Source organism: Rhodococcus sp. YH1 (assembly GCF_009939605.1).
Lineage (GTDB): Bacteria > Actinomycetota > Actinomycetes > Mycobacteriales > Mycobacteriaceae > Rhodococcus > Rhodococcus aetherivorans.
In genome coordinates, this window is sequence record NZ_WVTE01000296.1 from 1 (window position 1) to 16,782 (window position 16,782).

The 16,782-nt window shown below is 60.2% G+C and carries 14 protein-coding genes and 1 pseudogene; 12 read left to right on the forward strand and 3 right to left on the reverse strand.

Annotated features, from left to right (window positions below; genetic code table 11):
* From AIIKEEIJ_RS32205 to AIIKEEIJ_RS32245, 9 genes are all read left to right on the forward strand, one after another.
* A partial coding sequence (locus AIIKEEIJ_RS32205; RefSeq protein WP_161995311.1) for an exopolysaccharide biosynthesis polyprenyl glycosylphosphotransferase occupies nucleotides 1–786 on the forward strand: 786 nt, incomplete at its 5' end.
* 131 nt (nucleotides 787–917) lie between these two features.
* Nucleotides 918–1,817, forward strand: a complete 900-nt coding sequence (locus tag AIIKEEIJ_RS32210) for an N-acetylneuraminate synthase family protein (RefSeq protein ID WP_202916699.1) — start codon at nucleotides 918–920, stop codon at nucleotides 1,815–1,817.
* A 536-nt stretch (nucleotides 1,818–2,353) separates the two neighbouring features.
* Nucleotides 2,354–2,854, forward strand: a complete 501-nt coding sequence (locus tag AIIKEEIJ_RS32215; protein ID WP_161995312.1) for a glycosyltransferase — start codon at nucleotides 2,354–2,356, stop codon at nucleotides 2,852–2,854.
* 6 nt (nucleotides 2,855–2,860) lie between these two features.
* A complete protein-coding gene (locus tag AIIKEEIJ_RS32220; protein WP_161995313.1) occupies nucleotides 2,861–3,994 on the forward strand; it encodes a glycosyltransferase in 1,134 nt (377 codons plus the stop codon).
* A 46-nt stretch (nucleotides 3,995–4,040) separates the two neighbouring features.
* Nucleotides 4,041–5,234, forward strand: coding sequence for an acylneuraminate cytidylyltransferase (locus AIIKEEIJ_RS32225; protein ID WP_202916700.1), 1,194 nt, complete (start codon nucleotides 4,041–4,043; stop codon nucleotides 5,232–5,234).
* Nucleotides 5,235–6,071: 837 nt separating this feature from the next.
* Nucleotides 6,072–6,659 carry a hypothetical protein gene (locus AIIKEEIJ_RS32230; RefSeq protein WP_161995315.1) on the forward strand — a complete coding sequence of 196 codons (588 nt, stop codon included), beginning with the start codon at nucleotides 6,072–6,074 and terminating at the stop codon, nucleotides 6,657–6,659.
* 1 nt (nucleotide 6,660) lies between these two features.
* A complete protein-coding gene (locus tag AIIKEEIJ_RS32235; RefSeq protein ID WP_161995316.1) occupies nucleotides 6,661–7,968 on the forward strand; it encodes a capsular polysaccharide export protein, LipB/KpsS family in 1,308 nt (435 codons plus the stop codon).
* Nucleotides 7,949–9,211, forward strand: a complete 1,263-nt coding sequence (locus tag AIIKEEIJ_RS32240; protein ID WP_161995317.1) for a polysaccharide pyruvyl transferase family protein — start codon at nucleotides 7,949–7,951, stop codon at nucleotides 9,209–9,211. The genes AIIKEEIJ_RS32235 and AIIKEEIJ_RS32240 overlap by 20 nt, the downstream gene beginning before the upstream one ends.
* Nucleotides 9,212–9,344: 133 nt before the next feature.
* Nucleotides 9,345–10,514 (forward strand): hypothetical protein, encoded by a 1,170-nt coding sequence (locus AIIKEEIJ_RS32245; protein WP_161995318.1) that lies wholly within the window; start codon nucleotides 9,345–9,347, stop codon nucleotides 10,512–10,514.
* Nucleotides 10,515–10,587: 73 nt separating this feature from the next.
* Here AIIKEEIJ_RS32245 and AIIKEEIJ_RS32250 read toward each other — a convergent pair.
* Both AIIKEEIJ_RS32250 and rfbA read right to left on the reverse strand, forming a co-directional pair.
* A pseudogene (locus tag AIIKEEIJ_RS32250) lies at nucleotides 10,588–10,926 on the reverse strand (dTDP-4-dehydrorhamnose 3,5-epimerase family protein); the annotation flags it as partial.
* A gap of 2 nt (nucleotides 10,927–10,928) precedes the next feature.
* Nucleotides 10,929–11,801: a glucose-1-phosphate thymidylyltransferase RfbA gene (rfbA, locus tag AIIKEEIJ_RS32255; RefSeq protein WP_161997260.1), complete on the reverse strand. Its 873-nt coding sequence runs from the start codon at nucleotides 11,799–11,801 to the stop codon at nucleotides 10,929–10,931.
* 67 nt (nucleotides 11,802–11,868) lie between these two features.
* On the opposite strand from rfbA, the gene rfbB reads away from it, so the two are divergent.
* Both rfbB and AIIKEEIJ_RS32265 read left to right on the forward strand, forming a co-directional pair.
* Complete coding sequence (gene rfbB, locus AIIKEEIJ_RS32260) at nucleotides 11,869–12,879, forward strand: dTDP-glucose 4,6-dehydratase (protein WP_161997261.1); 1,011 nt, start codon at nucleotides 11,869–11,871, stop codon at nucleotides 12,877–12,879.
* Between the two features lie 233 nt (nucleotides 12,880–13,112).
* Nucleotides 13,113–13,298 (forward strand): hypothetical protein, encoded by a 186-nt coding sequence (locus AIIKEEIJ_RS32265; RefSeq protein WP_237210703.1) that lies wholly within the window; start codon nucleotides 13,113–13,115, stop codon nucleotides 13,296–13,298.
* 16 nt (nucleotides 13,299–13,314) lie between these two features.
* Here AIIKEEIJ_RS32265 and AIIKEEIJ_RS32270 read toward each other — a convergent pair whose 3' ends face one another.
* Complete coding sequence (locus AIIKEEIJ_RS32270; RefSeq protein ID WP_161997163.1) at nucleotides 13,315–15,096, reverse strand: DUF4012 domain-containing protein; 1,782 nt, start codon at nucleotides 15,094–15,096, stop codon at nucleotides 13,315–13,317.
* Nucleotides 15,097–15,363: 267 nt separating this feature from the next.
* Here AIIKEEIJ_RS32270 and AIIKEEIJ_RS32275 point away from each other — a divergent pair.
* A partial coding sequence (locus AIIKEEIJ_RS32275; RefSeq protein WP_238406662.1) for a condensation domain-containing protein occupies nucleotides 15,364–16,782 on the forward strand: 1,419 nt, incomplete at its 3' end.

Here is a 16,782-nt window from a genome sequence, read left to right on the forward strand (position 1 = left end):
GTCGTCGTGACGGCAACCGAAACGCTCGGACACGAGGGAATCCGCGACTTGGTCTGGGACCTCGAACCCTACGAGGCGGATCTCGTGGTTGCCACCGGCGTCGTCGACGTGGCCGGCCCACGCATGGAAATGCGTCCCGTTGCTGGCTTGCCCCTCATACACGTGGAGAAGCCGAGTTACCACGGCGCCAAGCGGAGCGGAAAGCGCGCATTTGATCTGATCTTCGCAACCATTGCGCTCCTCTTGCTAGCTCCCGTCTTCGCAGTTGTTGCCGTGGCAATCAAGTTGGACAGCAAGGGACCGGTGTTCTACCGTTCCGAACGTATTGGTCTGGACGGTCAGCCCTTCGGCATGATCAAGTTCCGCTCCATGGTCATGGACGCCGACCAGCAAGTAACGGCTCTTATAAAGCAGAACGAGGGTGCCGGACTTCTCTTCAAGATGCGGGAGGATCCGCGAATCACGCGCGTTGGCAGATTTATTCGCCGGTATAGCATTGACGAACTCCCCCAATTCATCAACGTTGTACGTCGGGAAATGAGTGTCGTAGGTCCTCGGCCTCCGCTGCGTAGAGAGGTTGAGAACTACGATGGCATGATACGCCGGCGCCTTTTGGTGAGGCCGGGCGTGACAGGGCTATGGCAGGTGAGTGGGCGTTCGGACCTTTCGTGGGACGAATCGGTTCGCCTGGACCTGTCATATGTCGAGAACTGGTCGATGGTTAGCGATATATTGATAATCGCGAAGACAGTGAAGGCAGTTATTGCCGGTGAGGGCGCCTACTGAGTCCTCATCGATCGATCAACTTGCCGATGCGGAATCAAGTGGAATACCACAACAAGCGCTGCCGCAACCTACATTAATCAGTTCGCGTTCCAATAACCTGGGCGCATGTCCACACCTGCCAGGAGGTAGTCGTGTCTCAAAATCCGATTGTGCCATTCGTCATTGCCGAAATCGGCTGCAATCATGCCGGTGACCTGGAGATCGCAAAGAAGATGATCTCCGTCGCGGCAAACTTCTGCGAGATTGATGCCGTCAAATTTCAAAAGCGAGACAACAAGGTTCTTTTCTCCGAGGAAGAGTACAACGCGCCGCATCCGAATCCGATGCACAGCTTCGGCGAGACATATGGTGCCCACCGAGAGTTTCTCGAATTCACGATAGAACAGCACGTTGAATTGGCTGAACACTGCAGGAAGGAAGGCGTCGTTTACTCGACTTCAGTGTGGGATGTCCCGTCGGCGAAGCAGGTTGCAAGTATCAACCCCGAATTCATAAAGGTTCCGTCCGCGACCAACCTCAACTTTGACGTCCTTTCTGTGCTGATTGATGAATACGGCGGAAAAATCCACATTTCTCTTGGTATGACCACGAGGGAGGAGGAAGAACGGATCGTTGACTTCTTGCGAGCGAAAGGCCGCATCGACGATGTCGTGTTGTATGCGTGTACTTCCGGATATCCGGTTCCCTTTGATCAGCTCGCGCTGATGGAGGTCAAGCGCCTAAAGGATACGTACGGATCCGAGCTGTCCGGTGTCGGCTTCTCTGGCCATCACCTTGGAATAGCCGCCGATGTTGCGGCCATGACCCTTGGGGCGACCACCGTTGAGCGCCATTTCACCCTAGACCGCACCGCCAAGGGAACAGACCACTCGGCTTCCCTTGAACCCGACGGGCTCCGGCGCCTAAAACGGGATCTGAAGCACGTCTCGGCCTCGCTTCGTTACAAGGAGGAGGAACTGCTGGACGTGGAGATCGCCACCCGAAAGAAACTCAAGTGGACCCCAGTTAACGAAAGCTCCTTCGCAGTCTGAAGGTGGCACGACCGGTCGGAGTGAAGATGACCCACCAGGCTAGCGCCATGAAGGTTCGCGTTTTCAATTGCCTACCGACGACGCTGGCGCACTACGCCTCCGAACTATCCGACACTCTGGCGAGGCTTCAGGTCGAGGTTACGCAGGTCGACAGTCGGGTTCCAATTGACTCTTCTCGGAGCATAGTCGTACGTGGATTGTCGCATATCCGACAGGCGCGGGAGATCTCACGTTCGGATCTACCCACTATCGTGATATGGCCAGCGTTCGGATGGCTCGATGGGTCGTTATGGTCACGGAGTCGATCTAGGATTCTTGAGATATCGCACGACCCGGTCCCGATACGCCGGCAATTCCTAACCGGACGATTCTGGAATGCTGTCGCTAAACGGTCAATGCGCGTCGAATGGCTCTGCCACACGGAAAGCGCCGCAAATGCGGCGGTGCAGGTTATAGGGACTAGACCTCGCATAGCACTGCACCCGGTCCTGAGTACATCACCGCCAGCGAGGGAAATATTGCCCGGTCGTCGGGGCGTGGTCTCCGTGCTGGGACAATTCAAACCCTCGCGGAATGTCGACGTTTTGCGCGAAATTGCCGAGACTCTTTCGCCCGAGGAATACGATCTCCAGATCATTGGACGTGGATGGCCTCATATTGACGGTTGGCGCGTTACCGATCGCTTTGTGAGTGAAGACGATCTCGACCGTGCCCTGGACGACAGTGACGTGGTTGTCATACCGTATCGGAAATACTGGCAGAGTGGCATCGCGGTACGGGCAGTAGAACGCGGAGTTTCTGTAGTCGGTGAAAGAACGGAGTTCTTGACAAGACTGCTAGGGGCAGACTATCCGGGTCTCGTCAATAATAGCGATTCCTGGCCGCATACGATAGCTGCTGTAGCTAACCACCACGATACGCAAACACATGCGGCGTACGTGAAGGCTGTCGATGATAGCTGGCGCCCGATTGTGGACCTTCTTCGCTCGCCCAGCCACGTCCGTTCCGATAATAACCGTATTTTCAATACTCGCTAGGAGAAAATGGTGACCCGTTCCGTCGCAATCATCGGGACAAGAGGATACCCAAGTTATTACGGTGGCTTCGAAACGTTGGTACGGCGATTGGCTCCCTACCTAGCCGGCAGTGGATGGTCGGTGACTGTGTACGGACGAGCGGCCGCGGCGGCCACCAAGGCCTCTGAGCGGGATCCACGAGTGAATGTACTTAATACCTGGGGCATCGAGACCAAGTCCCTCAGTACGCTGACATATGGCCTCTCGTCGACCGCATCAGCACTCGCTAGGAAACCCGATGTTGCGCTAATCATGAATGTAGCCAACGGTTATTGGCTTCCGATGCTGAAAGCCGCGAATATCCCATCTGTGCTCAATGTGGATGGAATCGAGTGGGAGCGAGCCAAGTGGGGGGCCGCGGCAAAGTCTATATTTCGGATTGGCGCGACGATGACCGCCAAGTTTGCCGATCACCTTGTCTACGACTCGCCTGAAATTCAGCGACGCTGGGAGCGCGACTTTGGCCGAAGTGGCACTTACATACCGTACGGAGGCGACGTAGTAGGTGATCTCGGTCCGGTCGACGGCCTTGAAAGAGGTGCGTATGCTCTGCTCGTCGCACGATTCGTTCCGGAGAATACGGTGCCTGAGTTCCTTGAGGCAGCGCGTGAGATCAGTCGCAATTATGACGTCGTGATCGTTGGGTCCTCAGGGTATGGCGGGGCGATCGAGGATGAGGTTCAAGCCCTTGTCGACACGAACCCGCGAGTTCGCTGGATGGGCCATGTCAGTGATGATCTGAGGCTCTTCTCGTTATGGAGAAACGCGGGGGCTTACTTCCATGGCCACAGCGTAGGTGGAACGAATCCAGCACTCGTTCAGGCTATGGCGTGTGGTGCGCCGATCGTCGCGCGGGACACCCCCTTCAATAGGCATGTGCTCGGCGCTGCAGGCGAATTTTGCTCCCCAAACCCGAGCGACATCGCCTCGGCGGTCCTCAACCTACTGAAGAACAACGTACGCCAAGAAGCGTACGGCGAGGCAGCTCAACGGCGAGCAGCGGAGTCCTTTGGCTGGGAGCAGGTATGTGCCTCGTACGAAGCCACACTGGCCTCGGCGATCGCAGCCTCCACTTCAGGCATCCACGCAGCGAGGCGTTGATATGGGCGGAATTTCGGATGGACACACCATCGCTACGGGATCGGCGGTGGCCATCATCCCCGCTCGCGGCGGGTCAAAAGGGATTCTAAGAAAGAACCTTCGTCGAATCGGCGGGCGTGAACTTGTAGCCCGTGCAGTCGACGTCTGTAATGCAACAGCAAGCATCGAGCTTGTAGTTGTCTCAACTGATGACGAAGAGATCGCCTCGGTGTCGCGTCAATCAGGTGCAACCGTCATCATGCGTCCTCAAGAACTGGCATCGGACATTGCAAGTTCAGAGGCAGCGCTCCTCCATGCGTTGGACGAGTTAGAACAGCGCAATTGCCTGTTGCCCTCTACGACCGTGTTTGTACAGTGCACTAGTCCGTTCATTCGAGCGAATGACCTTGACGACGCGATCGGTAGGCTGCATGAGCACGGTGCAGATACGGTGCTATCAGTCGCGGAATCTCACCGCTTTATTTGGAGGGAACACGATGGCGCACTTGTCGGCGTAAACCATATCGGAGGTCCAAGGAAGCGTCGACAGGATCTCGGAATTGAATACGCCGAGACCGGAGCGTTCTACGTAATGAGGACGGAGAAATTTCGAAGGCGTCGGCAGCGATTCATGGATAGAACGGTCGGCTTTGAGGTTCCGGAGTGGACGGCAATTGAGATTGATACGGAAGTGGACCTTAGGATTGCCGAATCCCTTGCTCACCTGGACGCCAGCAGTATCGGCGATCTGTCCGGGATAGCGGCGCTGGTTACCGACTTCGATGGGGTCCATACTGACGACACCGCGTACGTCTGCGAGGACGGCCGCGAACATGTGAAGGTCAGTCGGTCCGATGGAATGGGTATCAGTATGTTGCGCGACGCCGGCCTACCGATTCTCATCCTGTCCAAGGAAAGAAATCCCGTGGTCTCCCGACGAGCGGAAAAGTTGAGAGTAGACGTACGCCAGGGCGTCGACAACAAACTACCGGCCGTTATCGAGTGGATTAGTGCGCTGGGGATTCCTCCACAGAAGGTCGCATATGTCGGAAATGATGTGAACGATCTGGCGTGTATGAACTACGTAGGGTGGCCGATTGCCGTGGCGGACGCCGCGCCGGACGTCGTGCGGGTTGCACGCCACGTCCTCAAGAAGCGAGGTGGCCACGGGGCTCTCCGGGAGCTCGGTGATCTACTCATGGCAGCCGGGATCCACTCTGAGTCATCTTCCATGGGGCAACTCTTCAGTCAGCCTTCGTAACCCCGTCGTTGCAGATTGGAGGGACTCGACGTGAAGACTGAGGGAGCGCGACCACCTCGCGAAAATCCTGGTATTCGGGTGATGGCGACATCTCGCCTAGTCGCGCCCCCCTGGGTTCTCAGTATGGAGACAGGGAAGCGGCCGCTGCTTGTGTCCGTGGGAAGTGCGTCGATCCTAGCGGTGCTCACTGCCGTGCGGTTTGTCATGATGGTCAGGCTGCTGGAACCCGAACAGTACGGGCTGCTTAACCTGCTGACGACCGTCTCAAGCCTGCTTCCAATGGTGGTCATCCTTGGCATTCCGCTTCATCTACAGAAGATCGTTAGAAACAGCGGCACACAGTATATCCACTTTGGAATAATCCGAGGATTGACGGCGTGCGGTCTCACCTTCTTGCCGACCGTTGTGGGATTGTACGCAGTCCTCCGCCCGTTCGTGAAATCAAGTACGGAACTGGCAATCTCGGCATTTGCGGTAGCAATTGTCTGCCACGGAATCGGGTGCGCGATATTTTCCTCCCAGCTCCTACTCGGGGCTGGGTACCGTGCGACCGCAGCTGCATCCTTGCTTTGGGTGAACTCGGCCCTGACATGGACGATGTGCATTCCTTATCTTATGAACTGGTCCAGCGTGCCGGCAATATTGATTTCTTGGGCTGCGGGATGTTTCCTATCGGCAGGTCTCGTCATGGCCGGAGCTTGGCGGCTTTCGGACCGAACCGGACCAGACGCTCGTGTGAATTCACTGCCTCCAGTGTATGGGCGCCCTCGGCGGTTGTTTTTAGACGGGATTAGAACGATTCCAACATTGGTAGGGCCGTGGCTCCTAGTTTTTGTGGTGCGATATTTGCTGGGCCTCAATCTCGGCGAAACTGCCATGGCGGAGTTCTCAATATCATCGACGGTTATCGAGTCTGCTTTTACAGTTGCGGTCACTGTTATTACTTTCTCTGCAAACCGTCTATTGGATGGCGCCACCCGCCCGCTCGGTCCATTCCTATGGTCAACCGCAAGTCTACTCGCAGTGTCTATTCCGGCGCTGATTCTATTGCCGACGGTATTGGGTGAGTTCGCTAATGACGGATATTCGTTCTCCATCGAAATATCGCTGGTGCTCTTACTCGGGGCAATCGCGCGGCTATATCTTTCCTCTTGGCGTCAACGATCATTGGCGGTCGGCACGTTAGGAGCGCTCTCGACGCAGTTTATTGCAGTAACTGCAATAGCAGCTATGTTCATTGCGATATCACGGCCGAGCGAAACGATCGTCTATGCATTGGTTCAAACGACATCCTATCTCGTGATAGCGGCTTCGCAACAGTGGTTCACGTCCCGGCGGGAAGGTCGTTCGGTGCCAGTACATAATGGCGCCCCTCGCGCATTGCGCATGGGGGCGTCGTCCCGAGCCTCATGGGGAGGAAAGTGAAATGGTCCAACAGCGTAAGGTGTTGTTTGTCGCCGTTGGTGAAACGGAAGTTCAGGGCTATCGATTTTTGGCTGAACGTATGCGGGAAGAGGGGTATGAATGTCGCGTTGTGACGTGGCTTCCCAGGCTATCTGGATGTGGCGTTGATTCGATTCACGCGATGTCAAAGGATATTTCGACCTCGCAATTCGATACTTCGCTCGCGGTTCAACTCGGATTTCCGGACCCTGGCATGGCGGCGGATTTTGACCGGGACTGGCACTTCGCGACGGCCGCTGCGAAGCGACGTCACGTACTTCGAATAATTTCAACGGGCGAATTCATCTTCCGGAGTTGGGGTCCGAACGTGATTGTCTCTGCCGTTGGAGGTGAGACGACTCGAGTTGTGTTCGAAGCCCTAGGTAGGCACTTCAATTGCGTTTCACTGTACTTTAACGCTATTCCGCTTGACGAGCGCTTCGTGCTACTCCCTTCGATGTCGGCGCCCTTTGTTCCACATCCGGGGGAGGTCGGCTACAAGCCGTCGGGCAGCGCTTCGAGGGTGAGTCGAGCAGCGGCGGTCTCGCGGGCTACGTTCAGAAGCCATCTACAGGACTCGAAATGGGACGCCCTTGTTCGTCTTTACGAAACTAAGATTCGCGATGCAGGAATTTACCCGCGAACTTGGTATGAGCGCAAGTCGATAAGCGGTGTAAAGTCCGCCATTCTGTCGCGTATTCCTTCGCCGGCGACTTTTGGAGAGGCGGATGGCGTGAATGTGCTATATCCGATGCACGACGAGCGAGACTTTCAGGTTGCCGTTCGCGAACGACATGCCGTGCCTCAGGTGCACCTCTTGAAGTACGTCGCTTCGACACTGCCGCCGGGCTATCGGCTCTGGATAAAGCCCCATCCTCATCACCTTGAGGCGCACCATCAACTGTTATTGCGAGAGATCAGAGATATTCCGAACATCGGATTCCTGAATCCGCAAACAAGCTATGTGGATGCGATCAATGGCTGTGATGTGGTATTCACGCTTGCCTCGACGCTTGGATTCGAAGCTCTCAAGTTAGGAAAGCCTGTTGTGTGCTACGGAAGCCCCTTCTACGGCGGCTATGGCATTACAATGGATGTTCGTGATCCTAGACTTATTTCGGAATCTATCACGAAGGCCGTTGGGAGCGTCCCAGACCAGAATGCAGTTCATGGTTTGATTGCGCGGATGGAGGAGTATTCATGGAGTGGTCAATTTACCCCACTTCGGCTTGAGGAGAACAATCTTCTTTCACTGCTGGACGGAGTATTCGATGTCCTCACTCGTCACTGACATCGTGCGTAAAATCCGTGTTTTTTCATTGGCGCTGTTTTGCATCGCCCTTTCCCGGACCAGGCCTGGCGCCTTCATGATTAGTAAACGCCGAACGGGCTCGGGCAAATCTAGTGCAGATACCCCTGCACCGCGGCGATCGCTGGTGCTGATTGGTGCATATGGAAATTCGAACTTTGGCGACGATATTGTTGCTGTGAGTATTGTCGAGTCTGCTCGTGCGCTGAATTTTGACTCCGTGAGAGTGATCGGTAGGAGGCCTGATTTTGACCTCCTTGAGGCGGACGTTCCTGGAGCTCAAATGCACTTCTGCGGTGACGGGTTCGCGGGGTTGATCGAGACCTGGAGATCGATTCCGCGTGCTGGATCGAGTCTCGATGTGGCGATCCTGGGGGGCGGAGGGTTGCTTGAGGGAAAGATGGACGATGTCAATGTTCATCGGTTGGTGTTGGAATATTGCGGCAAGCTTCTCATAGCAAGGATCCTGGGCTACACCGTTCTGGTGCACGGTATCGGCGTGTCGCCTGTACTTTATTCGGATAGGTGGGTTTCCCGAGGAGTTTGTAAGGCGCTTTCGATGGCAAGAGGGATTTCTGTGCGCGATCAGAAGAGTGTGGATGTGCTGGCGGCTAATGGCATAGATGCCGTCCTTGTACGTGACCCCGCCAGTAGTCTCTTTTATCATATGGCACCGGCTTGTAAGCGCCGTCCAAGAACCGTTGGCATCGTGCTACTGGATAGGTATCGGTGGCCGAGTTTTGAGCGTGCTAGAGACTCGCAGGAGACGCTTCGGCAGGAGGACCTTCGTGCTATTGCGGTTCGGATGGTGGATTGGAGCCGCAATGGCCTGAGGTTAGAACTGTTCGAGTTTCATTGGAGTGACGGTGCGGTCCTGAAGGACTTGGCTTCTGTTTACGCGGACATGGGCGGTGACACTGAAGCCTTGAGGTTTAATGGCGGATGGAGAAGCTGCACAGAGCCGTTTCGGCGATTGATGGAGTGCGGAACCGTCTTCACAATGAGATTTCACCCTGGCTTAGCTGGGCTGATTGCGGGAAATTCGGTTGAAGTGGTCGGTGACCTGCAGAAGCTTGAATCCTTACGCGTGGGAATGAATGGCGATTCAGTGTGGAAATATCCGAGCTCTTTCGGAGACCCGGAAGATTTCCTCGTTCAAAACCTTGATTCGAGTGTGTACCCGACTCGCAGTTTAGGACGTAGATCTGAGTCGGCGGGCAGGTGAACTCATGACGATGACTACCAGAACGTTAGATTGGGCCAGGTCGTCTAATGGAGATTTCTCTCGTGCCAGTCCTGTAAGTGGCCTGAATGTGACATTATGCGTTCTTCTCGTTGTGGGAAGTACGACTGAACGAGTGGTCATTGGATATGGCGGGTATTCGTTCTATTTTGCTCACATCTTGTGCTTCATAATGTTCCCGATGATTGTTATGGGGACTCGCGGTGCTCGGCCGCTGTTTGGTTCCGTCTTCTTGTTGCTGGTAGTCGGCGTGGCAGTTGGTATGCCGGCGGTTATGTTGTTCGGTTCGGGTAGCCGTACGGGGTATTTCCTTCAGCTCTTTGCGAATGGCGCGCTGTTCCTGCTGGCGTATGGGTTGTTTTGCTCGCTTTCGTCTTCTCAGCTCAGGACGGTCGTTCGTGTGGTGACAGTTGCGCTAGCCCTGGGGTGTCTGATCCAGGTGGCCCTTTTTCCGGCGCGTAGCGCCAGCATGGGGGTCCGACTTTTTGGTCTGCCGCGTCCGGTACTGCTATTCAATGAGCCGACCTGGGTGGCACTTTTTTCGGTGCTGATTCTCGCTGGCGCGGTGGCGATGGGACTGCGATGGTGCTCTGTCTTGCTCGCTGCGTTGGTTCTGGCAATCTTCACTCGGTCGGCGTTGGTGATTGCTGTGAGCTTGGCACTAGTATCAATTCCGGCCCTCAGGCGTTGGGCAAAACCTGCTGCGCTCGCACTCGTTGCTGGCTTCAGCGTGTTCTCCGGACTTTTCGTTTACAGATCGGTGAGTGCGGGGCAGAGGGTTCGTCAGATAACGTCCCTTGATACGCGCCAGTTGGATATCTTTGCAATCAGGCTTGCGAACGGTGGTGATTTCTCTCCGTTTGGCTCTGAGTTTGTGAAAGTGTTCGACGTGGTGCGTAATCGAGTGGTTCCGACGACGAGTAATGTCCTGTCGTTTGATTTCTACTGGAAGTTCGGCGTCGGAGGCTTGGTATTTTTCTTGGTATGGGCGTGGATGGTCTCGTGGTATTTGCCACGGCGAGTGGGGGCAGGTTTCGGCGTCCCTACTGTATGGGGGCCGTGGGTTGCACTAGCGCTCCTACCTGGAGTGATGCAGTTCAATAATGCGTTTGGGCGACCGTGGCTGTGGGTGCTGATTGCGTTCTTGCTGGCTACGATCAGGCTGTGCAGACTTGAGGTAAGCGGTTGTGCGAATGGGTTCCACTCTGGCGGTTTGGAAGGTCAGCGTCTCAACCCGCAGGCTCGTATCGGATCTCGGGATTTTAAGACCGCCTTGGGTTCGTGATGTGTTGTTATTTGAACCAGGTTCACCAGGGCAGAGGGTTGAATCGGCGCTAGCAAAGTAGAATCGGATCTAGAAGGAAGATCGCGCGGCGGTCGACGTCGTCGAGCAGCACCGCGTCCCACTGCCCGAAGGTGGGGGAGCCGACGCGCAGGTCGACGACGACGTCGAGCACCGCGCCGGCCGGGCAGGTGACGTACTTGGCCTGCCCGGGGGGGACGTCGGCGTAGTGGATGCCGCGCAGCACCCCGGCGGCGGAGACCGAGCAGTTGGCCTGGGCGAGGTCGAGGGCGCGTCCGGCGGCGTCGGTGAAGGTGGGCTGTTTGAACCACTCGTAGAAGACGCCGCGGTCGTCGCCGAACTGTCGGGGGGTGATCTCGTAGGCGCCGGGGATCTTCAGTTCGCGGTAGTGCACCGTCAGTGTCCTTCCCGGTCGAGCAGGTCGAGCAGGTAGCTGCCGTAGCCGGATTTGACCAGCGGCGCGGCCAGGGCGCGCAGGTCGTCGTCGGTGATGAAGCCGCGCCGCCACGCGACCTCCTCGGGGGCGCCGATCTTCAGGCCCTGGCGTTGTTCGATGGTACGGACGTAGTTGCCGGCGTCGAGCAGCGAGTCGAAGGTGCCGGTGTCGAGCCAGGCGGTGCCGCGCGGCAGGACCTCGACCTGGAGCCGGCCGGCCTCGAGGTAGGTGCGGTTGATGTCGGTGATCTCGTATTCGCCGCGGTCCGACGGGCGCAGGCCGCGGGCGATGGCGACGACGTCGTTGTCGTAGAAGTACAACCCGGGCACCGCGAAGTTCGACTTCGGGGTGGCCGGCTTCTCCTCGAGCGAGAGCGCCCGGCCCTCGGAGTCGAACTCGATCACCCCGTAGGCCCTGGGATCGGAGACGCGGTAGGCGAACACTGCGCCGCCGTCGATGTTGCTGAATCGGCTCAGTTGCGATCCGATTCCGGGTCCATAGAAGATGTTGTCCCCCAACACGAGGGCTGCGGACTCACTACCGATGTGCTCGGCGCCGAGCACGAACGCCTGGGCGAGCCCGTTCGGCTCCGGCTGGACCCGGTAGGTCAGGTTCACCCCGTAGCGCGACCCGTCGCCGAGCAGGCGCTGAAACTGCTCCGAATCGTGTGGGGTGGTGATGATCAGGATGTCGCGGATCCCGGCGAGCATGAGGGTCGAGAGCGGGTAGTAGATCATCGGCTTGTCGTAGACCGGTACGAGTTGCTTACTCGGACCAAGAGTGATCGGATGTAGCCGCGATCCGGTCCCCCCGGCGAGAATGATTCCGCGCATGGGGCACAGTCTTTCATTGTCGTTCGCTACCGGCGAGTTGGGGCGAAATTACGGAGGGTCCATTTCAATGCGATTGCTCGTCACCGGCGGTGCCGGTTTCATCGGTGCGAACTTCGTGCATCGGACCGTCGCCGACCGCCCCGAGGCGCGGGTGACCGTGCTCGACAAGCTCACCTACGCCGGCAACCTCGCCTCCCTCGACCCGGTCGCCGAGAAGATCCGCTTCGTCCGCGGCGACGTCGCCGACGCGGACCTGGTCGACGCGCTGGTGGCCGAGTCGGATCTGGTGGTGCATTTCGCCGCCGAGTCGCACAACGACAACTCCCTGGCCGATCCGTCGCCGTTCGTGCAGACCAACCTGATCGGCACGTTCACCCTGCTCGAGGCGGTGCGCCGGCATTCGGTGCGGTATCACCACATCTCCACCGACGAGGTGTACGGCGATCTCGAGCTCGACGATCCGGCCCGGTTCACCGAGGCCACCGCCTACAACCCGTCGAGCCCGTACTCGTCGACCAAGGCCGGCTCGGACCTGCTGGTGCGCGCGTGGGTGCGCTCGTTCGGGGTGGCCGCGACGATCTCGAACTGCTCGAACAACTACGGCCCCTATCAGCACGTGGAGAAGTTCATCCCGCGGCAGATCACCAACGTCCTCGACGGGATCCGGCCCAAGCTGTACGGCACCGGGGCGAACGTGCGGGACTGGATCCACGTCGACGACCACAACCGGGCGGTGTGGACGATCATCGACAAGGGCGAGATCGGCCAGACCTATTTGATCGGCGCGGACGGCGAGACGAACAACCGCACCGTCGTCGAGACCATCCTCGAGCTGTGCGGTAAGGATCGGGGCGACTTCGACTTCGTCACCGACCGCCCCGGCCACGACCTGCGCTACGCCATCGACGCCACCCGCCTGCGCACCGAGCTCGGCTGGACCCCCCGCTACCGGGACTTCCGCGAGGGCCTGGCCGCGACCATCGACTGGTACCGCACCCACGAGCACTGGTGGCGACCGCAGAAGGACGCCACCGAGACTACCTATCGCGAGGCGGGAGAATCGGTGATCGAGAAGTGACCGAGCGACCCCGTCCGAGAACGTAATCCCGGGCATAGAACAGGCGCTGACCGCGAGGTTCTTCCTCGCGGCCAGTACCGTTGAAGCTCATCGAATCGGCCGCCACGTGAGATCAGGGGTGCAAGATCGTCAGTCCGGAAATCTTCCAAGCCCTGGTCTTCATGTGTTCGCTCTTCGCCGCCTCCGCATGGTGCCTGGCTCGACCGAATGCTCTGTCGAGCACAGCCGTCGCAGTGGCATCGTTTCTGTGGCTCGCGCTCAGCGGACCGCTCGAGGGCCGGGTGCTGTACGTATTCAACCCGGGCCACGGTCTCACCGAATCCGATCTCCTGTCGTTCGTCGGATTCGGAATCGCAGCATGGGGTTTCTGGGCGTCCTACCGCCGCTACAAGCGAGGTGGGCCGGGTCGGTGGCTGTGAGGCCGCCCGCCCGGTCCTAGCCGCAGGCGGGCACCTCCACGCTGAATTCCGGCTCGTCGACGAGTGGCTGGACCGGGATGCGTGCCTCTCCCTCGACGACAGGTTCCGTCAGCTCGAAGACGATCTCGGCGGTCTCGCCGCGGGGAACCGGGAGCTGGACGCTGTACACCGGGTGGCCCAGTTCCTTGCCTGTGAAGCTCATGGCCGCTGTCCCGTTCACCGTTACCTTGTCGAGCTTTGCGCCCTGGGTGGCGACCAGCGACAAGTCCGTGAGATTGGAACCGAACGGAGCACCCACCGGGTTGTCGAACATGCCTGCCACGTAATCGGTGTAGTCACCGGCCGGCAGGTCGTTGCTCAGCCGGACCGTGATCGTGGAGTTCCGGGTATCGCCGTCGCAGGAGCCGGCGGTGTACTCGATCTCGCGTCGCAGGTAGTAGTCCAGCTTGTTGCCACCGAGATTGTTGACGACCACGCCCGCGTACGGGGCGGGATCCTCGGGAACCGTGTGGCCGAGCGGTGTTCCCGCAAGAACCGCCTGCTCGTGCGGGTTGGCGCTCCACACGGCGAGCCGCCCTTCGCTCGCCGCGCGGCCGAGGGCTTCCAGCAGGGCCTGGGGGCGGCTGATGCTGCCCGTCATCTTCTGGACGACCGCCGATGCCACCCGTTCCAGGTATTGCTTGCGGGCCGCCTGGTTGTCGCCGAAACGCGAGTACGCCGTGGATTCGGTCAGTTCGACGACGTTGTCGGCCGTGATCTTCTCCCCGCCCGGCAACGTCACCGGCCCGACCACCTCGAGGACGTAGCTGAGCGCCACCGGATCCGTGGCCACCGCGCCGTCGACCCGCTCGCCCGACTCCTGCTGCCAGATCGACTGCCAGATCTGCGCCGCGTACGGGAAATGGGAGCTGACATTGCTGTTGCGGAAGTCCACCGTCGGCCGGCTGTGCCCGTAGGTGCGGGCGAAGTCGGGTCCGAGGTCGATGGGCTGGTAGTTCGTGCGAAGTTCCCGGTTGCTCGCCAGGTCGTCGACCCGCACCGCACCGTCGGCCGCGCGGACGATGCCGAACCCGCCGAGCAGGCCGCCCGTGCCCCGGGCCTCCGCATTGGTCTGGAAGCCGATGAAGTAGCTGCGCGGCCCGTCGGCGCCGAGCATGGCCGGCGCGATCTGCGCCGCGGTGGCCGTGTTGGTGAGCAAACCGGACAATTCGGCTGTCTGATCCTGCAATTGGACGCGCGCGTCGTCGATCGGGCCGAGGTAGGTGGCGTCGACGTCCTGCGCTCGGGCGTCGAGCTCGGCGGCCGCTGCCGCGGTGGTCTCGAGGACGGGGGCGGCGTCGCGCAGTGCGGCGAGGTTGATGCGGGCGCCGTCGAGGATCAGCTGATCGGGGGAGACGGCCGAGCCGGCATCCACGGCAGGCACCAGAACATCCGATGTGAGGCCTGTCACAACGTCGCTCATCTGCTGGCTCGAGGCGAAGGGACTGCCGAGCCAGGGGATCGCCGCGGCGATGCTCCACGGCAGCGAGTGGGTGGAGTCCTGGGCCTGCTTCGCGTACTTGTCGGCGTCGCCGGCGGTGCGCAGGGCCGTCTCGGTATCACCCGCCAGCAGAGCCTCTTTCGAACTGGTGGCATAGTCCCGTGCCTGTTCGAGGCTCGACTTCGCCTGCAGCCCTTCGTAAGCCAGCCATGCACCGAGACCGACGACGACGACCGCTCCTGCGGTGCAACCGATCGCGACGGTCCGGCGCTTGTGGCGCTCGGCGGCGATCTGCTCGTCGGTCTTGCGTCGGCGCACCTTGCGCCGCCGTGGTTCCGGCGAAAGTGACTCGTCGGTAACATCGTTCACGCGGTCAAACCCCCTTCGATTCCTCCGCGGCGACCATATCCGAGAAACCGGTCGGATGGTCGGTTCGAGTGGTGAGTAACGCTCGGGATCGTTAGGGTCGATGTATTCGACGGTGATGGATGCAGGGAGGCGTCCACGCCGTGGTCGATCGAGGGGTTCCACTGCACGCCCGTCGGTCTCGAGGGAAAACGAGGGGGTGCGGTGCCGTCTTTTGCCATGTCCACGAGTCAGCGTGGACTGTGGTTTGCTCAGCAGCTCACCCCGGACGTCCCGTTCACCATCGCCCAGTACCTGGACCTGCACGGCCCGCTCGACGCGGACCTGATCCGCGCGGCCTGCAACCAGGCGGCCCGCGAGGTCGAATCCGGGACGCTGTTCCTCGAGATGGTCGACGGGGAGCCTCGGCAACGGGTGATTCCCGACGTCGACGACTACCCCGGCTACCTGGACCTGCGCGGCCACGACGACGCCGAGGCCGAGGCGCGACGGTGGATGGACGAGACCTACACCCGTCCGCTCGACCCGCTGCACGACCGGCTCATCGCCACCACGCTGATCCGGCTCGCCGACGAGCACTTCTACCTCTTCACCTACATCCACCACCTCGCCCTCGACGGGCACGGCGGCATGGTGATGCTCGGCCGCAGCGCCGAGCTGTACACGGCGTGGGCGCGCGGGGAGGAACCGCCGCCGCTCGGGGTGCTGAGCCTCGAGCAAATCGCCGAACACGAGCTCGCCTACGTCGGCAGCACCCGGCAGGCCACCGACCGCGAGCACTGGAGGCAGCGCCTGGTGGACCTGCCGCAACCCGTCACGCTCGCCGCCGGCTCCGCCGCCCCCACGATGCCGTGCCGACACGTCGGTGCGGCGCTCGGCGCCGAGGTGACCGACGCCGTCGCCGAGTTGGCCCGCGACGCCAACTCCACCGACGTCCCGATCGTCGTCGCCGCCTTCGCCGCCTACCTGGCCCGCATGACCGGCACCACGGACGTCGCGCTGAGCCTGCCGGTCTCGGCCCGCACCACCGCGCCGCTGCGCCGCTCGGCGGGCTCGATCTCGAACATCGTGCCGCTGCGGGTGGGCGTGGAACCGGACGTGACCGTCGCCGACCTGGTGCGGCGCGTGCAGGTGGAGCTGACCGGGGCGCTGCGGCACCAGCGGTACCGCTACGAGGACATGCTGCGCGACCTGCACGCCGTCGGCGATCACCGGGAGACCCGCAGCGCGTTCGGGCCCGTGGTGAACCTGATGATGTTCAACCCGGAGTACGCGTACGGCGACATCACCGGCGAGTACAACCTGCTCTCCACAGGCCCGGTCGACGACCTGTCGGTGAACGTGTACGCCGGGATCGCCGGGCGCAGCACGCGGGTGGACTTCGAGGCCAACCCGCGCCGGTACGGCGATGAGACGCTCATCCGGCACCACCGCCGGTTCCTCGACTTCCTCGGCGCGTTCGCGCGGTCGGCCGACCACGCGGTGGGCGACCTGCCGCTCGCGGCGCCCGGCGAACTCGCCGGCCTCGTCCCCGCGCGTGGCCCGCACGTCGAGGACGTACGCCTGCTGCCCGACGTGCTCACCGCGCACGCCGGCTCGGACCGCGTCGCCGTGCGCGACGGCGCCGTCACGCTGACC

Excerpts from the sequence above, each read along its gene's own strand:
- AIIKEEIJ_RS32240 (WP_161995317.1), top strand. The coding sequence starts at position 7,949 with ATGTCCTCACTCGTCACTGACATCGTGCGTAAAATCCGTGTTTTTTCA.
- rfbA (WP_161997260.1), bottom strand. The coding sequence starts at position 11,801 with ATGCGCGGAATCATTCTCGCCGGGGGGACCGGATCGCGGCTACATCCG.
- rfbB (WP_161997261.1), top strand. The coding sequence starts at position 11,869 with ATGCGATTGCTCGTCACCGGCGGTGCCGGTTTCATCGGTGCGAACTTC.
- AIIKEEIJ_RS32220 (WP_161995313.1), top strand. The coding sequence starts at position 2,861 with ATGGTGACCCGTTCCGTCGCAATCATCGGGACAAGAGGATACCCAAGT.
- AIIKEEIJ_RS32235 (WP_161995316.1), top strand. The coding sequence starts at position 6,661 with ATGGTCCAACAGCGTAAGGTGTTGTTTGTCGCCGTTGGTGAAACGGAA.